This window comes from Spiractinospora alimapuensis (assembly GCF_018437505.1).
GTDB lineage: Bacteria > Actinomycetota > Actinomycetes > Streptosporangiales > Streptosporangiaceae > Spiractinospora > Spiractinospora alimapuensis.
Map to the genome: position 1 here is coordinate 4,771,087 of NZ_CP072467.1, position 21,299 is coordinate 4,792,385.

The window sequence follows — 21,299 nt, forward strand, 5'->3', positions numbered from 1 at the left end:
TGGTCAGTCGGGGGTGGCGCCGGCGTACAGCAGGGCGTCGAAGAACGCCTGGGAACCCCAGTCGTCGATGGCGATGACACCCTCGTCCTCGAAGTCGTAGAGGTACTGACTCCACCGCATGGTGCTGGCGTCCTCCGCGCAGCTCAGGGCGTGCTCGTACTGCTCCACGCGGCCGTTGGCGATGTCCAGTCCTTCGCCGGTGGGGACCCCCGGTGGTGCCGGGCCGACGGCGGGCTCGACCGGGACCTCGGGTGCGCAGGGGGAGTCCTCCGTGTGGCCGGGTGGGGCGACGGGTTCCCGCGGGTCGTCGTGGACCGCCTCCGGCAGGATCTTGACGTGGGGACACACGTCGTCGGCGTCGGGGTCGAGCCAGTCGGTGTCCTCGGAGCACGAGTCGTCAGGGTCGGGTACCACCACAAGGAACGCGCCCTCGGCCCCGGAGTCCTCCGGGTCGATCTGGAAGACGTCCCACTCCTCGCGGAACCGCAGCGTGACGTTCCTGATCTCCACCGTTTGGGCATCAAAGGGTGGCTCCACCAGCGGTTCTCTCTCGGGTTCGGTGTCACGGTCCCCCGGGGCTGGGGCCGTGTCGGGTTCGCTGGCGCTCCCGGTTGAGCTGAGGACCAACCAGGCCCCGCCACCGAGCGCCACCAGCCCGAGCAGTCCCAAGACCGCGACCAGGACGATCACCGTAGCGGAGGAGGAACCGCCGCTCGAGGGTCCGCCGGGAGGTGAGTAGATCGGCATGTTGTCTCCGCCGGACACGGTGCCCTCCTCCGGTTGCCCGACTGGCCCGTCGACCGTGGCGAACGGGCCCACTCCGCGTCACCAGTATCGCGCGCACGATCGCCGATCACGGGGGAGTCGCGGGATCGGGAGCCAGATGGCCGGGATCGGCCGCGACCAGGCCGGGGAGAGCGTCGCTCACCCCTCCGTCAGGGGAAGGAAGAAGTCCACGTCGGACAGCAGGATCCGCGTGCGCAGCTCACGGTTCCACGTGACGTGGATGCCGTGCTTGGTGAGGATGGGGATGACCTCGGTGTCCATGAGTTCGGTGACGAGCGCGGTGTAGGTGGTCTCCTGGTCCTCCTCACTCATCGCGAACCACGCGTCCTCGGTGTAGGAGGAGTCCGGGAAGAACCCGTAACCGACGTAGGTGCTGTGGTTCTCCAGCAACTGGTCGGTGTCCTGCGTGTGGAAATACACATACCCGCGCCAGGTTCGCGACTCGTCCCGCTCGCCGCCGATCTCCGCCGCGGCGCAGTTGCCGCAACAGGTGAAGTCCTGGCGGGCGATCACACCGATGGTCTCGAGTTCCCTGAACGCCCGGGTGAGGTTGGTCGTGGGAATCTCGTCCCAGGAGGCCTCCTGCGCTCGACGCAGGTCGATGACCGACGCGAAGAACGCGGCGGCCTCCTCCCGGGGGACCTTGGCCGCGGCCAGTTCGTCCTCGAACAGCTCGAGGTATCGCTCGGCGTCGTCACAACCACGCAGGACGAGCTCCCACGTCCGGCCGTGGATCAGCGCACGGTCCTCAGCCTCGAGCCGCCACTCGGCGGGGATCGCGTAGCCGTCGGGTTTCACGGTGGGGTCCACAGTCATGCCCCGTTCCTACCGCACTGGGACGACACGTCGTCCTCGTTGAGGTGCGGGCGACCGGCTTCGCGCCGGCGGGCTGGTAGCATCCCCGCCGCCGTAGCGACCGCCGCGTTCCTGCGGGACGGCCACCCCGGCCGCGCCTTCGCCCAGTGGGCCGGGACCACGTCGCGGCGTTGTGCTCACTGTCGCCGTGACGGATGTCGAACATCCGTGCGTCATGTCACCGATGATTTGCGGGAACGGGGTAGGTCTTCCCCTGTGGCCACCCACATGAGAGGACCAACCATGAACCGCGTCATCTACTCCGTCTCGTCGTCACTGGACGGGTACATCAAGGACGCCAACGGCGACTTCTCCTGGGCGTACCCCACCGAGGAGGTCATCGACGCCATCACCGCCGACATGAGCGACGTGCGCACATACCTCTACGGCCGACGCATGTACGAGACCATGGCGGTGTGGGAGACCGACCCCTCGGCCGCGGACCAGTCTCCCGCCTCCGCCAGCTTCGCCCGCACCTGGCAGGCCGCGGACAAGGTCGTCTTCTCGACGACGCTCCCGGAGGTGTGGACCAAGCGCACGCGCCTGGAGCGCGAACTCACCGCCGACGCCGTCAACAGGGCCCGCGCCGAGTCCCCCGGCGACCTCACCATCGAGGGCCCCACCCTTGCCCAGAGCGCCCTGAAACTCGGTCTCGTCGACGTCGTCGAGGTCCTGATCTGCCCCGTGGTGATCGGCGAGGGGACCCGCATCTTCCCCGACGACCTGCGCGTCTCCCTCACCCTGACCAGGGAACGCCGCTTCGCCAACGGCATGGTCCAGGTCACCTACGACGTCGGATAGCCACTTCCCTGAGGGGCGCACACGCCGGGAGCTCACGCACCCCCAGGTCGCGGCGTTCACCGCCGGCGTGGTCACGCCCGGGAGCTACCCGGCGGAACCAGGAAGTTCCACGCGCCGGGGCGCGCGGTCCAGGAGCGGTGGGTGACCCCCTCGGTGGTCTCACCGTCGGAGCTGGAGGTGGCCGGAGTCGTGTAGATGGTGACCTGGCGGGCCCGGTGATGGAAGACGTCGTGCTCGGCGATGTGGGAGCCCCTGGCGAGGGCCATCGCGTAGCGGGCGCGGCGCGTCAGGCGCATGGAGCGGGAGATGATGAGGTCGATCGTCCCGTCGTCGAGGTGGCTGCCCGGGGAGAGCTCGGCCCCGCCGCCGATGAAGCGGCCGTTGGCGAGCGCCACCATGAGCACCCGACGGTTGGGCACGACCAACCGGCCGTCCGCCGCGATCCGCATGCGGTGGCCGCTGGTCCGGACCCCCGCCGTCAGCGTGCCCAGGGGGTACCCGAGCGGCCCGAGAGCCTTCTTGTAGGCGGCGGCCGCCACGGTGGCCTCTGCGCTCGCCCCCAGGTGCACGGCGTTCACCGTCACCTCACCGGTGTCGTCGACGATGACGTCCAGGCGCCGGGGCGAGCTCGCCATCAAGGCGCGCGCGGCGTCGATGGGGTCGGAGGGCAGCCCCAGGGTGCGGGCGAAGTCGTTCCCGGTGCCCATGGGGATCAGTCCGACCGTGCGCTGCCCCAACTCCCCGCGCCGGTACAACGCGTTGGCCAGCGCGTGCAGGCTGCCGTCCCCGCCCGCCGCGACCACCGTGTCGTGGCCGTGGTCCAGCGCGGCGTCCAGGTCGCCGGGCGTCGCGGTCTGGGCGATATCGGCGTGGTCGAGTTCGGCGGCCACCGTCTTGACCTTGTCGTCGCGGGTGCCTCCGGCGTCGGAGTTGGTGATGATGAGCACCGAACTCTCCGTTTCCGATGTGTCCGTTCACCTGGTGTGGGGCGGATCTGAGTCGTCCAGATCATAGGGTCTGACAGTCGGATAAGCTCGGAGCTCTCAGTATTTGCGTCGTGTCTTATTGGGGTGTTCACGATCGCCACGGGGCTTCAGTCACTGCAGGCGGACCCGCAGGGGCACTTCCACGGACCGATGGCACACGCCTACGCCTGCGGCGCGCAGATGGCGGTCACCAACGAAGCCCCGTGGAACATCGTGTTCCGCTCGTGCGCCTGTTGTGACGTCGAGCAGAAGCGCGAGATGCTGCGCCGAAGCTGGGGTGTACACGATCCGCAGGGATGGCGAGCCACCCTGGACACCCTCCTCAGTGACCAGAGCAGCGACCAGTGCGCCAGCATCGTCATGGGGATCCGCCGCCAGATGGTCCAGTACTACCGTGGTCTCATCGACCCGGGCACCTGGCAGGGCGCGATCGCCAACTGGTGCGGTCAGAACGGGTGCCAGGACCTCCAACCCGCGTTGATGGAGACCATGGGCCGTATCGTGCGCTACGAGGCCAGCCTGCTGGGCGACGGGGTACTGATGGCGGGCGACTTCGTGCGCGACATGCTCGCCTACGACTTCGGCCGCGCGGTGAACTTCGCCCGCTGGGGCGTCCACGCCCAGTACGTCGACCCCCAGACGGCCGAGGCCCTCATCCTGCACGCCGGAGCCCAGTGCCGCCGCCACTACAACAGTTGGGCGGAGATCTCCGCCGGCTACATCCTGGGCCGGTCCCTGCGGTTCGACAAGGACGAGTACGGGGAGTTCTACACCGAGCCGGTCGCCGCGCACCACACCCTGGTCAACCATCCACAGAGTCCGTGGCGGAACATACCCTTCCACATGTGACGCGCTCGCCCCCGCGCCGGCCACATGGCGGATTTCGCGCACCTACCCCACCGCGACGGAGAGACAACCGCGATGAGCGTCTTCTTCGACGTCGACGGCCAGTCGGTGTGGAACCCGTCGAACACCGTGGCAGAGGTCTACTTGGCCACCGCCGCCGCGCTGCGGGGGCTCGCCGGCACCGAGACCGGGTTGGGTGAGCGACGCGACGACGAGTGCGCCGTCGACGCCCACCAGCTTCGCGACTTCACCACCGCGCTCCTGCGGCGCCGCGGTCAGGCCCCCACAACCCCGTGCTGCACTCGTTGCTGGACGGGTTCCTCGCCACGTCCCTCGTACTGGTGGAGCGAAGCGGTCTTCCGCCGGATCCCCTCGCCGCCCCAACGGTGGACGTCCCGTTCTGGCGTGCCCTGATGGACCGCCATGCCACCGGCATGCCCCGCTGAGCGGCCCCAGACCCGCCGGGCGCCCGAGCGTCCGACCACCACGGAACCCGACCCGCGCAAGGCTCACCCCACATCCCCGGCAGTGAGGGAGAGCCCGCGCCGCGAGCCGACTCCAGCAGGTCAGAAACCGGACTCCGCGCACGCCTGGGTCGCGATCGTCCCTTCCGGTGGCAGGTTGTCCTCGGCGATGCCGAACGGTTCCCCGATCTCCAGCAGCCGTCCGTCGGTGCGCATCTCGTGCACGACGGGGTTGACGTCCCGCAGGATGTCCTCGTCCTCCAGGGCGAAGATCATGCCCGAGTACATGGGCTCCTCGCCGGAGCTCCCTTCGAGGACGAAGGGTTCGGTCAACTCCACGTCGTCGCCACGATCCTGGTCCTCGACCAGCCACCGCAGCCACTGGGAGGAGGAGACGAAGGCGTCCACGTCACCGTCGGCCACCATGTCCAACACCGGCGCGGTGGTTCCCTGTACGAGCTCCAGGTCAGACGTTGAGATGCCCGCCTCCCCCGCGTGGAAGGCGAAGTTGCTCCCCTCGATGACGGCGAGCGTCAGCTCCTCCTCGATCACGTCCTCGAAGCTCTCGATGTCCTCGGGGTTCCCCGACGGGACGACGAAGGTGGTGGGATGCAGCGCGTCCGGATCCGCCGAGGCGAACTGCTCACACGCGGTGGAGTCGTAGACGGCGGAGTTGGCGACGACGTCGACCTCCCCCACGTTCAACGCGGCCTGCAGACTGGGCCAGTCGGCCATCTCTACGACCTCGTGGTCCGGCACGCCGAGCTCGGCGAACACCTCCCGCGCGACCTCGGGCGACGACCCCGTGGCCTCTCCGGACTCACTCCAGGAGAACGGGGGAGACTCGGTGACACCGATCCGGACCATGCCCTCGTCCCGGATCTCCTGCAGCGCCGCGCTTCCGTCCTCCTGCGGAGCGGGTGCCTCGTCCTGACCGACGGGCGGTGGGCCCGAGGGTTCACGAGTCGAGACGACCACGACGGCCACCACCGCGACGAGGACGACGACAACGCCGCCGGCGATCACCGCGATGAGGGCTCCGAGGGGTGCGCCTCCCGGCGACGACGGTGGTTGCCACTGCGGGGTGTTGTTCGGCGGCGGCCCACCGGGTGGTCCTCCGAGGCCCGGTCCCGAGGGTGGAGGCGGAGTGGGTGGGGGGTAGGACATCGAAGCTCCTCAGAGAACGGGGAGCGAGGCATCGACCTCGCTCGTCGTGCGGGACCCCGGCGCGTCCCACCTCCACCACACCGGAGACCTCTCGTGACGCCGAGCGTGAGTGGCGATTGGGACGCGCCGCCGAGGCCGTGGCACGGCCGAAGCGAGTGCGGCGGTCGAGACGCGGTCTCGTGCGGGGGGCTTCGCCACGAACCCTCCAACGTGCTGTCCACCTCACCACGTGTGACCCACGTCCGGCGCGTCGGAACCCCTCCGCGCCTGGTCGCCGGCCACACGCCGTTGTTCGGCAAGGACAGAATAGTCCCGGCGTCGCTCAGGATGAAGGGGCGTCGCGCGATGTGTTCGCGGGCGACATCTGGACAGACGGACCGGTCGCGTCGGAATTCCCGCACGGTCGAGCTCACCCGGCGTCCGAAGGGGAGTCACTCGGCGGAAGCGGGGTGCCGCGCGGGCCGCGCTGGTGGCCGAGCCCCCGGGAGTAACCGCGAAGGTGGGGGTCACAGGGACACGTAGCCGCCGTCGACCACGAACTCCGCCGCGGTGCAGTAGCTGGACGCGTCGCTGGCCAGGAAGACCACCACGTCGGCGACCTCCCGTGGTTCACCCATCCGTCGCAGGGGCAGACCGCGCGCCATCGCGAGCGGGCCCTCCCTGCCGGCGGTCATGGGGGTGTCGATCGGCCCGGGGTGCACGGAGTTCACACGGACCCCCTCGGGGCCGACCTCCTGTGCGACGGACTTCGTCATGCCACGCACCGCCCACTTGGAGGCGACGTACGCGTGGAGCAGCGGATGGGCCACGATGCCGTCCACCGACGACACGTTGACGATGGACCCGCTGCCCGCCCGGCGCATCGTCGGGAGCACCGCCCGCATGCCCAGAAACACGCCCACCTGGTTGACGTCGACGACTCGCTGGTAGTCCACCAGGGTCACGTCCTCGATCCCACACCGGTGGTTGATTCCAGCGTTGTTCACCAACGTGGTGACCGGGCCGAACGCCGCCTCGGTCTCGGCCAGGGCCCGCTCCCATGACTCCTCGACCGTGACGTCCAGCTCGGCGAACCGGGCCCGGTCCCCGAGCTCCTCGGCCAGGTCCCTGCCCGCCCGGTGAGCGACGTCGGCGACGACGACGCGCGCTCCCTCGTGGAGCAGCTGTCGTGCGCACGCGGCGCCGATGCCACCCGCGCCGCCGGTCACGACCACGACCTTGCCCTCGACCCGCCCCATCCGCCCTCCCGATCCCCCAGCGTCGACGCACAACGACGGTGGCCGTCAACCGACCACCGGGCCGATTGTCACACCGGGTGAGGGAGGAATGACGGCTTCCCGCGAGAGTGACCGATTGCGGCTGCGAGAAGGGCGCGTTTCACGTCATGGGGTCCGCGCCGTCGCGGCTCCGGGTCACGTCGGACCGATCGGGCCGCCGGCCCAGCTCTGGAAGATCAGCCGTGTCTGCACGGCCGCGATCTCGCGTCGGGTCGTGAAGTGTTCGAGTACCAATCGCTGCAGGGCGTTGAGGTCCTGGACGGACACGCGCACCATGAAGTCGTCGGGGCCGGTGAGAAGGAAGATCTCCCGCACCCCGGGCCGGCGCAGGGTCTCCTCGATGAATGGCGGGACGAACGCCTGGTTGTGTGGCGTCATCTGGATCGCGAGGAACGCCTCCACCGTGTTGCCGAGTGCCTTCTCGTCGAGGACCACCCGGAACCCGTGGATCACCCCGCGTTGCCGGAGTCGCTGTACCCGCGCCAGACACGTCGAAGGCGCGACTCCCACCCGTGCGGCCAGGTCCTTGTTGCTGATCCGCGCATCGTTCTGCAGTTCTGCCAGAAGAGCAAGATCAACCGAATCCAGTTCGATAGCGGCTGACATGCCCGAATAGTACTCGGCCGACCATCGAAACCGGGTCGCGCGCGGTCAGGATTTGCGGTGTCTGGATGTCCGAACTCCGGGGGAGGGGCTCGTGTCCGCCGATATCTCGTTGTTCGTGGGGCTCGTCGTGGTCGCTCTGGTGGTGCCGGGACCGGACTTCGTCGTGGTCTCCCGGAACACCATCGCTGGTGGCCGAGTCGGTGGCCTGCTCACCGCGCTCGGCATCTGCCTCGGACTGGCGGCGCTGACGACTGTCGCCGCGCTTGGTGTCGCCCTCGTCGTCGCCGAGAACGAGAGCGTGCTGTTCGCGCTCCGGCTCCTCGGTGGCGCCTACCTCGGGACCCTCGGCGCGCTGCTGGTCTGGAAGGCCGGGGGAGAAGCGGGAGACGTCGACCATGGGTCGCCCGACGCGCGGCACGGCGGCGGTTTCCTCTCCCCGGTCGCGCAGGGGTTCCTGACCAACGTGCTCAACCCCAAGGCACTCGTCTTCTACGTCGCCGTGATGCCCCAGTTCCTCGACCCGGCGGACTCCGTGACGCGCCAGACGACGATCCTCGGCGCGGTCATCATCGCGTTGGCGGCCACGTGGTGGGGCCTCTTCGTGTTCACCCTCGCGCGTGTGGTCCCGTGGTTGTCCCGCCCCGCCAACCGGACCCGTCTGGACCGGGCCGCGGGTTTCGTACTGATCGCCTTCGGCCTGTGGGTCGTCTTCGTCGGCACCTGAGCGGTGCTCCCGGCCACGGAGTTCCGCATAACGCCTCCGGAGCTCCCCCAATTGGGCAATAATGACGGACTGACTCCTCAGCGCGTCAATCAAAAGCGCCCTGACGGGGTCATTCGTCCCACCTGTGGGACGCATAAACAAGATCATCGTGAATGCCGGGCAAATCAAGGAAATCGGGGCGCCGAAGGCGATCTTCCTCGCGGCGGAGTGGGATTCCCAGGAGCGGGGTGGGGGATTGGCATCGCCTGGCCCGCAAGGGATGTCGCGCGCGGGGCGGCAACGGTCGCCCATCCGCGTCGAGCGAATGATTTCCCGGAACAATTCACGGCGATCGGCTGGCGACAGACGGTGAACAGGGGTGGACGGGCGGCGGGTGAGTGGTAGACGCATATCCCATTAGTGGATGGCGGCGGCGATATTCCCCCACGTTGATCCCGTCCACGAGGAGAGGCAGCGATAATGGCTGAATTTGAGATCACGTTTCGGTTGGACGGAATCAGTCCGGATGATCACGAGGCGGTCGGGGACCTGAGGACACAGTTCGACGCCGATGTGTCCCTCTCCTCCGGCGCCACCCTGATGACCGTCAACGCGCCCGGTCAGGACGCCTGCGCCGCCGCCGTGGCGTTCGTGGTCCGGGCCCGGGAGGCCATCGGAACGATCCGGTTCATGCACCTCGACCGCGACCTCGTGGGCGTGGCCGAAATCGCCCTGCGCACCCGGGTGACCGCCCAGGAGGTGACCGGCTGGACCGGCGGAACCCTCCGCGAGGCCCCGCCCTTCCCCACACCTGAGGCCAACGTCGGTGACGCCCCGGTCTGGTTGTGGTGTGAGGTCAACGAATGGCTCGAACAAATCGATCGCGGGGACGGCCGCAGACGCCCCAACCGCTACGAACTCAGCGAGATCGACGCCCTCCTCCCCTACGTCCCCGCCACCGGCCACGCCGCCATCCACCACCGCCCCCGAGTCGCCCTGGTAGAACTCATGCTCGACCCCACCCGATCCACCCCCAACTAGGTCGTGTTTTTTGAACCGCTGTGTTGTCTGGGGGTGCTGGGGGCTCGCGACCGCCAGGACGACGTTCGGCTTGCGTCGATCCCTTCAGACAGCCAACCAGGATGCCCATCACGGATCGCCGTACGAGCCGAAGCCCGGGCCCCCGCTGGGGCACAATCGCGAAGCGGCCCCAGTAGGGGCGACGGCCGCTCCCTCATCCGAAAGCCTTCAAAAAACACTCCCTAGGTCGTGCCGCCCTCCAGCCAACCGCCCCCATCCCAGCCGAGGGCAGACGTGGCTGTGGACGGTGGGGCGGAGGGCGGAGGAGTGGCGGTGACGATGTCGGAGTACGAGTTCATCTTCGTCCTGAGTGGCATCAGCCTTGAGGACGACGAGGCTGTCAACACGCTGACCACCGAGCTCGACGCCCTGCTCTCGTCTCAGCGGGGCATGCTGCGGATGACAGTCACCGGCGAGGGGTCCAACGCTGTCTCGGCGGCTATCGCGACCGCGCAAAAGGCCCATGAACTGGTGGACGACGTGCGGTTTGTCCGGCTGGACCGAGATCTGGTGGGTGTCTCCGACATCGCAGACCGCATCGGGCGGTCACGACAGAACGTGGACCAGTGGGTGCGGGGGCAACGCTGTCCCAGCGGACCCTTCCCCGAGCCCGAGGCGATGGTGGGCGCGTCCCCGGTCTGGCTGTGGGCGGACATAAACGCGTGGCTGCGCCCGCTCGGCCTCGATGACGGGGAGCGGCGTCCGACCAGGGAGCAGATGAACCGCATCGACCTCGTCCTGCCGTCCGTCAGGCTGGTGCCCACACACTTCGGGGGCGGGAGAACCGATGGAGGAGCCGAGGTGTCCGCGTTTAACGTCGAGGCACGGCTTGTCCGGTCAGCGTCGCGGACCCGCTCCGCAGCCGCCCGCGCCCTTCATCGCCACCTACTGGCTCGTGCCGGTGAGGCCACAGACGACGAGGCGTTCCTGCGCCTCTAGCGGAGTCGTGGTCGTCGGGGACGTCCCCAACGACCACGACTTCCCACCCCTACGCCTCCGCGTACTCCAGGAACTCGGCGAGGTCCTCGTTCGCCCAGTCGTCGACGAGGAGGACTTCCTCCGTGTCGAACAGGTACGCGTTCTGGGGGTAGAAGACCTGGTCCACCGGTCCGGTCATACAGGTGTTGGAGTGCTGGCGGAAGGTGATCTCGGTGCCCTCGGCCTGGACGGTTCCCTCGTCGAGTGGGGTGGAGTCGGGCGCGTAGTTCTCGGGCACCTCGTCGCCGGTGATGCCTGGAGGACACGGTTGGGGTTCCATCACCGGGGCGTAGACGTCGTTGGGGGTGTAGGGGATCGTGGTCGGTCCGCCGACGGCGATGGCGGCCGGCCCGAGGACCTTGATGTGATCGCACATGTCCGCGGAGTTGTAGGGCTGCCAGTCCGTGTTCTCGTCGCAGTCCGAGTTCGGGTCGGTGGAGAGTACGAGCCATTCCTCAGTCTCGCCGCCTGCCTCCATCGCCGGGGCGAAGAGACTCTCCTGCGGGTAAACGTCCCACTCTTCCGGAATGTGGAACGTGACGCCGCGGAACTCCACCTCCTGGGCCTCGAAGGGCGGGCCGTCGTCCTCCTCCTCGTTCTCACCGGCCTCCGCCTGCGCGGTGGCCTGCGTGTCGGCGGTGGGGTCGGACGCGTCCTCGTTGTTCACCGCGGTGACGGCGATGCCGCCGCCGACCGCGCCCGCGGCGACGACCGCGGTGGCTGTCGCCACCGCCACCGACGTCTTGACGCCCAGAATGGTGCCGCCCGTGGCCACCGGTGCCGCCGCCGCGCCGATCCCGGTGTTGGCGGCCACGAGGCCGACCGCGCCCGCCGCGCCGAGGTGGGCACCGGCCAGGGCGCCCCAGGCGCGGGGGTCGTGTCCCGCGGAGTCGAACCGCACCCACGCACTCCGCAGTGCCTGACGAAGCCGGGCCCGCTGTGGGTCGACTGGGACCGCGCCGCCTTGCTCCATGGGCGCAGCCGGAGCGGGGGCGCCAGGCGGCGGCACGTAGGGCAGGGTGGGCTCTGGTCGGGGTTCCGCCTCGGCCGCCGTGGACTGTGCGACCTCCGGGAACAGGGTGTCCAGCACCTCGGAGTAGGCGTCTCCCGCACTGGGCCTGCTCTCCGGGGTTCGCTCCAGGCCGCGCCGAATCAACGGGAGCAACTCGTCCGGCACGCCGGACAGGTCCTGGGCGCCGGTACGGATCCGGGTGAGGACGGCGTCGGTGGTGTCGCCCGGATAGGGGTGGTGCCCGGTCGCCGCGTACACCACCATGGCCGCCCACGCGAAGACGTCGGCGGCGGGTGTGGATCGTGCGCCGTCCAGTCGTTCCGGCGCGAGATAACCAGGAGTCCCGGCGATGACCTCTTCCCGCCCGGTGTCGTGGACCGACCGTGCGATGCCGAAGTCCAGGACCTTGGGGCCGTTGGGGGACAGGATGACGTTGCCGGGTTTGATGTCCTGGTGGATGACGCCGCGGGCGTGCAACGCGGCGATCGCCTCGGCGGTTCCGGCGGCGAAAAGCACCAGTTCCGGTCCGGTCAGGGGGCCGAACTCGCGGACGTGGGCGCTCAGGGTCCGGCCGGGGACGAACTCGGTGGCGAGCCAGGGCGGACGCGCCGCGGGGTCGGCGCCGAGGAAGGCGGGCGCGCACTCGGCATCCACGCCCCGCACCAGTTCCACCTCGCGGGTGAAGCGGGCGAGATACTCCTCCTGGTCCGCGAAGTGGGCGTGGATGACCTTGACGGCCACACACGTCCCGGCGCTGTCGAGCGCGCCGAACACCGCTCCCATCCCGCCGGCACCGAGACGTCCCACCACTCGGAACGGGCCGATGGCCTCCGGGTCCCCCGCCTCCAGGGCCCGCAACTCCGCCGGTAACGCCGCCTCGGTCACGAAATCCTCCCTCGGTGATCGTCGAGACAGGATTCTCGCACTGCCCGCTCACGCTCCAGGCACCGAGTCAGCGTTCTGTGGCTGGAAGGCTACTCCGGGCTACGCGCGACCAGCGAGAACGTGAGTGGAATTCGTGGACAACCGGGAGGAAGCCGCCACCCTTCCGCGCAGGGCTCCATCTCCGAGAAGGGCCGCCAGTCCATGAACGGGTGTTCTCCCAGCGATTCGACCCGCAGGCCCGCCGCCAGCAGCGACCCGGCGATCTCGGCCAGGTCGTGCCGCCACTCGTGGTTGACGGTCTGGGTGATGCCGTCAGTTGGCCCGTCGGTGTAGGTGCCCTCGGCGTCGTAGACGTTCACGCCACCACCGCTGAGGTAGTCCTGCGTCACCTTCCACGGTTCATAGTCCAGTGCGCCCAGCAGGGGGTGGTCGTCCCTGACCATGAACACCCCGCCGGGTTCCAGGAGGTCGCGGATGGATCGCGCCCAGGACGCGAGTTCAGGCAGCCAGACAATGGCGCCAACGCTGGTGACCACCACCTGGAAGCGCCGGTCAACCGCGTCCGCCGCCTTTCGGGCGTCCCCCTCCACCCAGGTGGCGTCCAGCCCCGCCGCCTCGGTGATCCGCCGCGCGTGGGCGAGCGAGTTGGGGGAGAGGTCGAGTCCGTGCACGTCCACCGCCCCCAGCCGAGCCCAGCTCAGAGTGTCGGTCCCGATGTGGCACTGCAAGTGGAGCAGCGACAAACCCGCCACCGTGCCGCCGGGAAGGTGCGGAGCCAGAACAGCGAGGTCATTGCGTACGACACTGGAGATCCGTCCGGGCTCGGCGATGAACCCATCCACGTCATACATCGCCGACCGCGCGTGCACGTCGGCCCGCTGATCCCAGTTCACCCGATTGTCGGCGAAGGCCTGCTCGAACTCGTCCAATGGTCGCTCCGTTCTCCCCCGAGGAGGTGCCGATCCTACGAAGGCGGGAGCCCGACCGCCTCTCGTTATTTCCGAAGCCGCTTCACAGCGTTCGCCCCAACCGGAAGAATGGGAGCCCGGACTAAAAGAGATATCCGTTATGTCGGAATTTCGAGAAGTGAAGAATTTTGGCACGTGCCGCTGGTAAGTTCGCTGGTCGCGGACTGTCGTCTCCCCGCGCGCGGGGATGGTCCCAATTGCAATGGTCGTGGTATTGGTCGTTACGCGTCGTCTCCCCGCGCGCGGGGATTCTGCCGGGCGGAGGCGTGGGGTGCACGGGTTTGCCCGGCTTCGGTGTCTGATTGCTTCGCTGGTGGGTGGTGACTACTGTCCGGAGGCATGACCGGTCGTGATCCGAAGGACATCGTTCGGTCGGGGTACGACGCGCTGTCGGTGCGCTACTCGGAGGCCTTCGCGCCGGAGCGGTACGCGCCGTGGATCGAGGAGTTGCTCGCGGAGCTCGCTCCGGGCAGTGCGGTCGCGGATGTGGGGTGCGGGAGCGGGATTCCGTTCTCGCGGGCGTTGGCCGAGGCGGGACATCGCGTCACCGGGGTCGACATCAGCGCCGTGCAGATCCGCCGTGCCAGGGAGTACGTGCCGGCGGGCGAGTTCCACCACGGCGACGTGACCACCATGGACTTCCCGCCGAGGTCGTTCGCGGCGATCGTGTGTCTCTACGTCCTCATCCACATCCCGCTGGCCGAACAGCCGGTTTTGCTGCGGTCCATGGCGAGTTGGCTGTCGCCAGGAGGGTCACTCGTGGCCGTCACTGGCCATGAGGCGTTCCGCGGCATCGACGAGGACTGGTTGACCGGTGGCGCCGCGATGTGGTGGGAGCACGCCGACGCCGCCACCTATCGGGCCTGGATCGCCGACGCGGGCCTGGAAATCGAGCGTGAGGAGTTCGTGCCCGAGGGAGATGGTGGACACGTCCTCTTCTGGGCGCGCCGCCCGGGAAACCCACCCAAAAACGGGCGTGGTGATCATCACATTGGGCTTACCTCAGAGTGACATCACTGTTTCTGGATTGTCCGGAATTGCGTCGTGACCTGCGCTTATCCGAGCTGCTCATCGGGGGACCGAGTGGCCGGTGGGCATTGTGCGGCCATTTCCGGGTAGGCCATCGAGCCGAGACGGATCCGGACACCGACAACCCCTGTCCCGCTGCGGTTGTGTGCCGCAGCATGGATGATGGGGTAACACAAGCGTGGGGTCGTTAATCTCTGGCTGCGTTCGTCCCGGCGAGCTGACCAGAGATTTCCAAGGGAGGCGTGAATGGCGCGGAGATCCGCTGGGAAGCGGTCGCCTGCCGAGGCACCCAACGATTCCGTCGACGATGCCTGGGGTCCTGACGATGCGCCCACCCGCACCAAGACCAGGCCCCGCCGGCCGAGTCGTGCCTCGGGCGGACGGTGGTGGGTGTGGGTTGGCCGGTTCGTGTTGTGGACGTTCCTGCTGGTCGTGATCGCCCTCGGTATCCTCTCGCTGGTCCGGGACGGATTCGCTCGACCGTCCGTCGGAGGGGACAGCGCAGAAGAGACGGCCGAGGCCGCGTTCCCCGAGGCGGCGGCCGGCTCCTTCGCCATGGGGTTCGCCCAGGTCTACCTGAACGCGGACGACGAGGACCGCGCCGAGGCCCTGGCCGCGTTCGTCGCCGAGGAGCACATCGACGCCCTGAGCGCGGACGGCGCCGCCCTCAGCGGTTCCAACATCCAACTGTCCGGTGTCGACGCCGAGAACGACCAGCACGGGGTGGTGACCCTGGCCGCGGTCGTCAACGGCGAGCCCATGGGACTGGACGTCCCCATCTACGCTGACCATGACGGCGAATCCCTCGTGGTGTCCGGCCCCCCGGCACTTCTCGCCGCGCCACAGCTCGCGGACCTGGAGGAGGCCGAAGAGGTCGAGACCGACAATGCGGCGCGTGACGAGATCCAGGACGACGTGGAGTCGTTCTTCGATGCCTACGCGGGCGAATCCGACCTACTGGACCGTTTCATCGCCCCCGACGCGCAGGTGACCCCCCTCCCGGAGGATCTGATGACGTTCCAACGCCTGGACGACCTGACCGTGATCTCCGACCCCTCTGGGGAACCTGACGTCCGTGCCGCGCTGGCCACCGTTGTGTGGGGTGTCGCTGCTGATGAGCAGGACGCCCCCGCCGAACTGACACAGAGCTACCGAATCGAGGTGGTTCAGGATGGCTCCAACTGGGTCATCCAGGACCTCCGCGGGGCTCCGCAAACGTTCGGGCGTTGAATCCGAGGAAGCCGACAATGTCCATCCACGTGATGGGGGCGTGACACCGATGCTCCCCGAATCCCTCCAAGCCGCGACCGAAATCTCCAACGTGACATTACTCGCGGACGCCGACATTCCAGACACGGAAGGGTTGGCCGATTGGCTGCGCAGCTTCTTCGGCCCGCTCTTCCTGGTCATCGTCTCCATCGTCGCCATCTTTTTCCTGTTCACCAAGGAGATCACGAGGTTCGCCCAGTTCATCGTTCTGGCGATTTTTATCGGCATCGTCTTTTATGTGCCTGGCATCATTGAGGCGATGGCCCGTGGGATCGCGGCGGCGTTGGGAGTTGGCCCGGAGTAGTTGACACCACATTCCGTAATCGACTCCGGCCGCCATTTCACGCAACGGAATGGATCCCTCCGGCCGCGGGCCGTGTGGGGCGAAGGATAGAAGGGAGGACAGGAAGTGGATCTGCCCACGTACACCAGCATCTGGCGGATCGAAAAGCGGCTGTACAAGCTGTACGACTTCCGTCTCCCGTTCCCCGTGCCCGTCGTCACGCTGGGTGTGACGGTCGCGATCTTCGTGGCGTGGGCCGTGCTGATGCGGCTCATCGGGGTGGAGTTCGCGCCCCCCGTCGGGCACATCGTGTGGATCGTCCCACCGTTGGTGTTGGCCTTCCTCGCCACGCGCACCTTCGTCGAGGGCAAGCGGCCCACTGAGCTGGCGGTCTCCTACGTGCGGTACTCCTCGGAGGCCGCGGTCTACTGCCGACTGGCCCCGGAGCGTGAACCTCGCGAGATCGTGGTGACCACGCGGGTATGGCACCGCCACCCCCAGGCACCCCCGCTCCCTGTGGTCCGCGGCGCGCGGCGACAGGACATCCAGGCGGCGCAGACTCACGAACTCGGCCGCGACCGCCCGCGTCAGATGGAACTCTCACCGGAGTTGGAGGAGTTCCCGCCCCTGGCCGAGCCGGTCGCGCAACCGGTGGGTGCGCTGACGACCCTCCCCGGTGACGGGCCGCCGGCCGAGGACGCCCGCCCCGAAGAGGCTCCGCTCGTCGAGGCCCTGCCCGCCGACGAGGGGGCGGAAGTCGAGGCCCTCGACGCACCCGCCCCCGCGACTCAGGCCGAGGACGTGGCCGAGACGCCTGCCCCCTCGGCCCCCGAACCGCGTGCGCCGATCCGGGCCCGCCTCACCCTGCCCGAGCCCGGGGAGAGTGACGGCCCGGCACCCACCTTCGCTCCGCACGACGCCGAGCTGAGCGCGGAAGACGCCATCGAAGTCGACGGCGAGGCGCCCAGCCAGGGACTCGGGGACGAGGAGCCCGCACCGGAACGTCGACGCCAGCCGTCCATGGTCGTCCGCTCGCTGCGGTACTTCGGCTTCGCCCTTCCCCGCCAGGACGACTCCGGGCCGCTCCCCGCCGCGCAGCGGGACAACCTGGGGACGTCGAAGCGGGGCGAGCAGGCCCCCGACCCGTTCTCCTCCGAGAAGCCCGCTACCGGCGTGACGCCCGCGCGCGGGACCGTCCGCTCAGAACCCCCCGCAGAGAAAGTACGCAGCGCTCCACCCCTGGCGGGTGACGCCGAGGACCTCGCGATCGAGGACGACGACGTCGACAGTGTCGACTGGTTCTCCGACCTGCGCCGCTCCTCCGGTGACACTCCCTGGCGCCTGCGGTCGAAGGGAGCCTACGCTTCCAGCGACACCGCCCCCCTCCCGCCACCGACACCACGGTCGAAAGCCGCGGGGGAGGACACAGGTGTGGAGGAATCCGCGAGGGAACGCGCCCAACGCGCGATCGAAGAGCAGGAACGACGAGAACAGGAAGAGCTGGACCGACGACGACGCTCGGTGGCTGCGCGCCGCCGCGCGGAGGAACTGATGTCGTCGACCCCCGCCGAGGAGCGGGACACGTGGCTTGGCCGCGCCGCGGCCGAGGGCGAGGACGGGGAGGTCGACCTGGGCGGCGAGCGGGCGCGCGCACAGTTGCGGGGCCGTGCCCAGGGGGCCATGACGGCGCGGGAACACCAGCGGGAGATCGAGGCGGTTTCCGAGTCCGAGCCCGCCGAGGACGAGCAGGTTCCCGTCCACGAGCGGGAGCCCGCCACCCCGCCGGCCGTGCGGGAACAGGCGCGCGGGTTGGGTATGCCCGCCGAACCAGAGGCGGCCGAGGCTGCCGACATTGAGGCTGAGGACTCGGGACCGAAGCAGCGACCTCACGCCGCGCCGTGGGAACTGCCGGCGGACTACTGGGACGAGAAGGACCCGGAGAGGGCGGCGCGGCAGCCAGCAGCCAAGCCGGTCCTGGAGCTCGACCACGCCACCGACGAGCAGCAGAGCTTCGCGGAGTCGTCCGGACTTCCGGCGGGTGCCCGGGACACGGACGAGGGAAGCCCCCTGGAGGGGCTGGACACCACCGACGCGGCGGACGACGTCCCGCCATCGTGGGAAACGCATGTGTCCCGTCGGACGCCTGGCCCCGCCGAGGAGCGGGTATCTCGCTCCAGCACCGCCGAGGACCGACAAGAACTCGGCGAGGATGCGGCTCCCGAAGGCGACGTTTCCCAGCTCTCCGTACGCGAGGACGGACGAGAAACCCGCGATGACGAGGTGTCCGTGGGCCGGTCGGTTGCGGGTGCCGACGCTGTCGCGGACACCGTGTCGCCGCCGGAGGATTCGGGTAGCGCGACGGTGACGGGCACCGCGAACGTCGAGAGTAACGGGGCTTCGCCCCGCGCCCAGGAGGATGGCCCGCAAGCCGGCGAGGACCTGGCCCCCGAAGGCGACGTTTCCCAGCTCTCCGTACGCGAGGACGGACGAGAAACCCGCGATGACGAGTCGTCCGCTGGCCGGCCGGTTGCGGGTGCTACGACCGACGGGTCCTCGGCCAGTGCCCAGGACCGACCGGAGACCGCGCACGGCACCGACCACACGCCGCCCACGCACGCGGGGTGGACGGACACGCCAGGCACCGGCGACACCGAGGGTGTCGAGGGGAGTGCTGCGGCGGATTCCGAAGTTGGGCCCCCGGTTTCCAGGGGTAGTCGGGAGGACGCTTCGGCGCATATCGCGGCCGCGGGGTTGGGGACAACCTCCGGTTCCGCTCCCGAAACCGACGCCGAGGACGCGGACCTCCGCCAGTCGTCCACTCGACGCGAGGCCGCCTCGGACCTGCCCGCCGACTCCGGCCCGGCGGCCGAGGTCTCGAGCTCCGCGACACCGGAGCCGAACACGGCCCCCGACGAGGACGCCGCACGCGCGGATGCCTCCCCGTCTGACCACGACGCCGCGTTGACGTCGAGCACCGCCGCCGCCAACACACCGGCAGCGGCTACGGACGCCACCGACGGCGCTGGTGGCGCTGACGGTGCCGAGGCGAGTGCTGTGGCTGATCCCGAAGTTGGGCCCCCGGTTTCTAGGGGTAGTCGGGAGGACGCTTCGGCGCATGTCGCGGACGCGGGGTTGGGGACAACCTCCGGTTCCGCCCCCGAAACCGACGCCGAGGACGCGGACCTCCGCCAGTCGACCGCCGCTGACGAGTCCGCTGCGGACGCGCACCGTAGTCAGGAGGAGGGGCTCGCCGCGTTGCGGAGCCTGGGGGTGGACACTCCCGTCGGGGGGACACCCAGCAGGGCCGAGGCCGACGAGCCGGAGTCCGCGCGCGCTGCCAAGCCGGAGCTGCAACTGGACCATGGGACCGGCGAGCACCTCAGCATGGTGGCGTCCTCCGGGCCGAACCGGTCCGCCGTCGAACCACCCGAGGCCGAGCCCGCCCCTGAGCCCAAGCCTGAGCTCCAACTGGACCACGGAACCGGGGAGCACCACAGCCTGGCCGCCTCCTCCGGCCCCAACCGGGTATCCGGCAGCCAGCCCGAGGCCGACGACGAGAACACCACCGCCGGCCACGAGGCCATGGACCCCGACATCACCCCGATCGCGACCAACGGATTCCCGCGTCGTGGCGGGCCCAGCCGCGAGCAGCACTACCCGCACGTCATGCCGAAGCCGCCGCTGGAGCTGGACCACGCGACCGACGAGCAGCGCAGTTTCGCCGAGTCCATGTCCGCGCCGGACCGCGCGGAGGACTCCGCCCGCCGCACCATCGAGGAGATCGAGGCGGCGGAGAACGCCGCACTGTTGGCCCGACAGAAGGCCGCGAAGTCGGCGGCACCCGCCCCAGCTGACCCCGCCGAGCGGTCCGACCCCGCCCCGACGGAGGCGCCGGAGCGGCCTGCCCGCATCTCGCGCTCGGGTCGACTGTCGCGCGCCATGCGGTCCATGCCCACCGGGCCCCAGTCCGAGGCCCTGCCGCTCGACCCCGCCGAGGTTCTCGCCGCGGAGCAGGCCGCGCGGGCCGCGAACGGGGACACCGGTCCCGATGACGCCCAGCCCGCCGCACCCGCCGAGCGGCCGCCCAGCGCCGACGAGCCCAAGGACGAGCACAAGCCGGCCGTGCGCAAGGACAAGGTCCGTGGCGCGAAGCCCCTGACCCAGCTCGACCACGGAACCGGGGAACAGTCCGCCCTGACCGCGTCGGGCGGCAACAACTCCGCCGCGCGCCCGCCCACCCGCACCAACAGCGCCGCGAACTCCACCGGCCGGCCGGCGACCAACGGGCGCCCCGCGTCGGCAAAGCCGTCCGAGCCGGCCCAGGACCGTCAGGCCGCGGAAACCGGGGGACGCAAGACGCCCACCAGTGGATGGCGGCGCTTCGCCCAAGCGATCACCGGCGCCCGCAACGAACCCACCCTGGACCTGCCGCAGGAGTACGCCGAGCGGCTGCGGGCGCCGATCGCCCGCCCGCAGAGCGTGGTGGTGCTCGGCTGTACCGGGGGAGCGGGCCAGAGCATGACCGCCCTCCTGCTGGGGCACACCCTGGCGTCCTACCGCGACGACCGCGTGGTCGCCGTCGACGCCAACCCGAGCCAGGGCGGGATGTCGCGCCGGGTCCACAACGGCACCGGCGAGACCCTCACCTCCCTGCTCGCCACGGGTGGGGACCTCACCGGTTACCAGTCCATGCGCGGCTTCACCACCGTGACCGCCACCGGGCTGGAAGTGGTGGGCACCAAGGATGATCCCTACGTCCAAACCCTCGATGACGAGGACTACTCCGGGCTGGTCGAACTCCTGGGCCGCTTCTACACCATCAGCCTGGTCGACCCGGCCGCCACCGGAGTCGCCCGGGCGCTCCCGGTGGCGGATGCGCTGGTTCTGGTGGCCCCCGCCAGCACCGACGCCGCCCGCTCCGTGGCGATGACCTTCGAGTGGCTGGACGGCCACGGCTACGGTGGGCTGCGTTCCCGCGCGGTCCTCGTCCTCAACGGCGTCAGCAAACGCACGGTGGACGACGTCGCCGCCGCCGAACGCATGGCCCGTGGCCAGTGCCGCGCCGTGGTGCGCACCCCGTGGGACGAGCACGTCAGCGACGGCCGGGGTGAGGTCGCGGTGAACAGTCTCCGCCCGATCACCCGCAAGGCCTACGGTGCGTTGGGCGGTGTGGTCGTCGCCGGCCTCGCGGCGTCGGAGGAGGCCCGTCGGTGACCACCCCCCAGCCCCACCCCCTCGCCCCGCCTCCATCCGCCACTCGACGGAATCGCCTCGTCCGCCCGGCAGCCCAGCCGAGCGGAGCCG

Annotated in this window: 18 protein-coding genes; 10 read left to right on the forward strand and 8 right to left on the reverse strand. The window is 69.6% G+C overall.

What is annotated here, in order from left to right; all coding sequences use genetic code 11:
- Window positions 1-3: 3 nt before the first annotated feature.
- Window positions 4-765 carry a hypothetical protein gene (locus J4H86_RS22405; protein ID WP_236540072.1) on the reverse strand — a complete coding sequence of 254 codons (762 nt, stop codon included), beginning with the start codon at window positions 763-765 and terminating at the stop codon, window positions 4-6.
- 159 nt (window positions 766-924) lie between these two features.
- On the reverse strand, window positions 925-1,602 hold the full coding sequence (locus J4H86_RS22410; RefSeq protein ID WP_236540074.1) for a DUF6891 domain-containing protein: 678 nt from the start codon (window positions 1,600-1,602) through the stop codon (window positions 925-927).
- A gap of 282 nt (window positions 1,603-1,884) precedes the next feature.
- Between J4H86_RS22410 and J4H86_RS22415 the strand changes: the two genes are divergently transcribed.
- A complete protein-coding gene (locus tag J4H86_RS22415; protein WP_236540077.1) occupies window positions 1,885-2,442 on the forward strand; it encodes a dihydrofolate reductase family protein in 558 nt (185 codons plus the stop codon).
- Between the two features lie 71 nt (window positions 2,443-2,513).
- On the opposite strand, the gene J4H86_RS22420 is transcribed toward J4H86_RS22415, so the two are convergent.
- Window positions 2,514-3,389 carry a diacylglycerol/lipid kinase family protein gene (locus J4H86_RS22420; RefSeq protein ID WP_236540079.1) on the reverse strand — a complete coding sequence of 292 codons (876 nt, stop codon included), beginning with the start codon at window positions 3,387-3,389 and terminating at the stop codon, window positions 2,514-2,516.
- Between the two features lie 123 nt (window positions 3,390-3,512).
- Between J4H86_RS22420 and J4H86_RS22425 the strand changes: the two genes are divergently transcribed.
- Window positions 3,513-4,277, forward strand: coding sequence for a DUF1266 domain-containing protein (locus J4H86_RS22425; RefSeq protein WP_236540080.1), 765 nt, complete (start codon window positions 3,513-3,515; stop codon window positions 4,275-4,277).
- Between the two features lie 72 nt (window positions 4,278-4,349).
- The gene (locus tag J4H86_RS22430; RefSeq protein ID WP_236540082.1) at window positions 4,350-4,688 is read left to right on the forward strand and encodes a DUF6086 family protein; all 339 of its coding nucleotides are present in this window, start codon (window positions 4,350-4,352) and stop codon (window positions 4,686-4,688) included.
- A 152-nt stretch (window positions 4,689-4,840) separates the two neighbouring features.
- On the opposite strand, the gene J4H86_RS22435 is transcribed toward J4H86_RS22430, so the two are convergent.
- The 3 genes from J4H86_RS22435 to J4H86_RS22445 form a co-directional block, all read right to left on the reverse strand.
- A complete protein-coding gene (locus J4H86_RS22435; protein WP_236540084.1) occupies window positions 4,841-5,905 on the reverse strand; it encodes a transporter substrate-binding domain-containing protein in 1,065 nt (354 codons plus the stop codon).
- A 506-nt stretch (window positions 5,906-6,411) separates the two neighbouring features.
- Window positions 6,412-7,143, reverse strand: a complete 732-nt coding sequence (locus tag J4H86_RS22440) for a glucose 1-dehydrogenase (RefSeq protein ID WP_236540086.1) — start codon at window positions 7,141-7,143, stop codon at window positions 6,412-6,414.
- 174 nt (window positions 7,144-7,317) lie between these two features.
- Complete coding sequence (locus J4H86_RS22445; protein WP_236540087.1) at window positions 7,318-7,788, reverse strand: Lrp/AsnC family transcriptional regulator; 471 nt, start codon at window positions 7,786-7,788, stop codon at window positions 7,318-7,320.
- 91 nt (window positions 7,789-7,879) lie between these two features.
- Between J4H86_RS22445 and J4H86_RS22450 the strand changes: the two genes are divergently transcribed.
- The 3 genes from J4H86_RS22450 (at window position 7,880) to J4H86_RS22460 (ending at window position 10,510) form a co-directional block, all read left to right on the forward strand.
- Entirely contained in the window at window positions 7,880-8,512 is a 633-nt protein-coding gene (locus tag J4H86_RS22450) for a LysE family translocator (protein WP_236540089.1), read from the forward strand.
- A gap of 459 nt (window positions 8,513-8,971) precedes the next feature.
- The gene (locus tag J4H86_RS22455; protein ID WP_236540090.1) at window positions 8,972-9,532 is read left to right on the forward strand and encodes a hypothetical protein; all 561 of its coding nucleotides are present in this window, start codon (window positions 8,972-8,974) and stop codon (window positions 9,530-9,532) included.
- 312 nt (window positions 9,533-9,844) lie between these two features.
- Window positions 9,845-10,510: a helix-turn-helix transcriptional regulator gene (locus tag J4H86_RS22460; RefSeq protein WP_236540092.1), complete on the forward strand. Its 666-nt coding sequence runs from the start codon at window positions 9,845-9,847 to the stop codon at window positions 10,508-10,510.
- 49 nt (window positions 10,511-10,559) lie between these two features.
- On the opposite strand, the gene J4H86_RS22465 is transcribed toward J4H86_RS22460, so the two are convergent.
- Together J4H86_RS22465 and J4H86_RS22470 are read right to left on the reverse strand one after the other, a co-directional pair.
- Window positions 10,560-12,446, reverse strand: coding sequence for a serine/threonine protein kinase (locus tag J4H86_RS22465; protein ID WP_236540093.1), 1,887 nt, complete (start codon window positions 12,444-12,446; stop codon window positions 10,560-10,562).
- Between the two features lie 89 nt (window positions 12,447-12,535).
- Complete coding sequence (locus tag J4H86_RS22470; RefSeq protein ID WP_236540095.1) at window positions 12,536-13,375, reverse strand: class I SAM-dependent methyltransferase; 840 nt, start codon at window positions 13,373-13,375, stop codon at window positions 12,536-12,538.
- Between the two features lie 378 nt (window positions 13,376-13,753).
- Here J4H86_RS22470 and J4H86_RS22475 point away from each other — a divergent pair, with 378 nt between their 5' ends.
- The 4 genes from J4H86_RS22475 (at window position 13,754) to J4H86_RS22490 (ending at window position 21,209) form a co-directional block, all read left to right on the forward strand.
- Window positions 13,754-14,425, forward strand: a complete 672-nt coding sequence (locus J4H86_RS22475; protein ID WP_236540096.1) for a class I SAM-dependent methyltransferase — start codon at window positions 13,754-13,756, stop codon at window positions 14,423-14,425.
- 408 nt (window positions 14,426-14,833) lie between these two features.
- Window positions 14,834-15,673 carry a conjugal transfer protein gene (locus J4H86_RS22480; RefSeq protein WP_236540098.1) on the forward strand — a complete coding sequence of 280 codons (840 nt, stop codon included), beginning with the start codon at window positions 14,834-14,836 and terminating at the stop codon, window positions 15,671-15,673.
- Between the two features lie 40 nt (window positions 15,674-15,713).
- On the forward strand, window positions 15,714-16,016 hold the full coding sequence (locus J4H86_RS22485) for a hypothetical protein (protein WP_236540099.1): 303 nt from the start codon (window positions 15,714-15,716) through the stop codon (window positions 16,014-16,016).
- Window positions 16,017-16,121: 105 nt separating this feature from the next.
- The gene (locus tag J4H86_RS22490; RefSeq protein ID WP_236540101.1) at window positions 16,122-21,209 is read left to right on the forward strand and encodes a TcpE family conjugal transfer membrane protein; all 5,088 of its coding nucleotides are present in this window, start codon (window positions 16,122-16,124) and stop codon (window positions 21,207-21,209) included.
- Window positions 21,210-21,299: the final 90 nt, after the last annotated feature.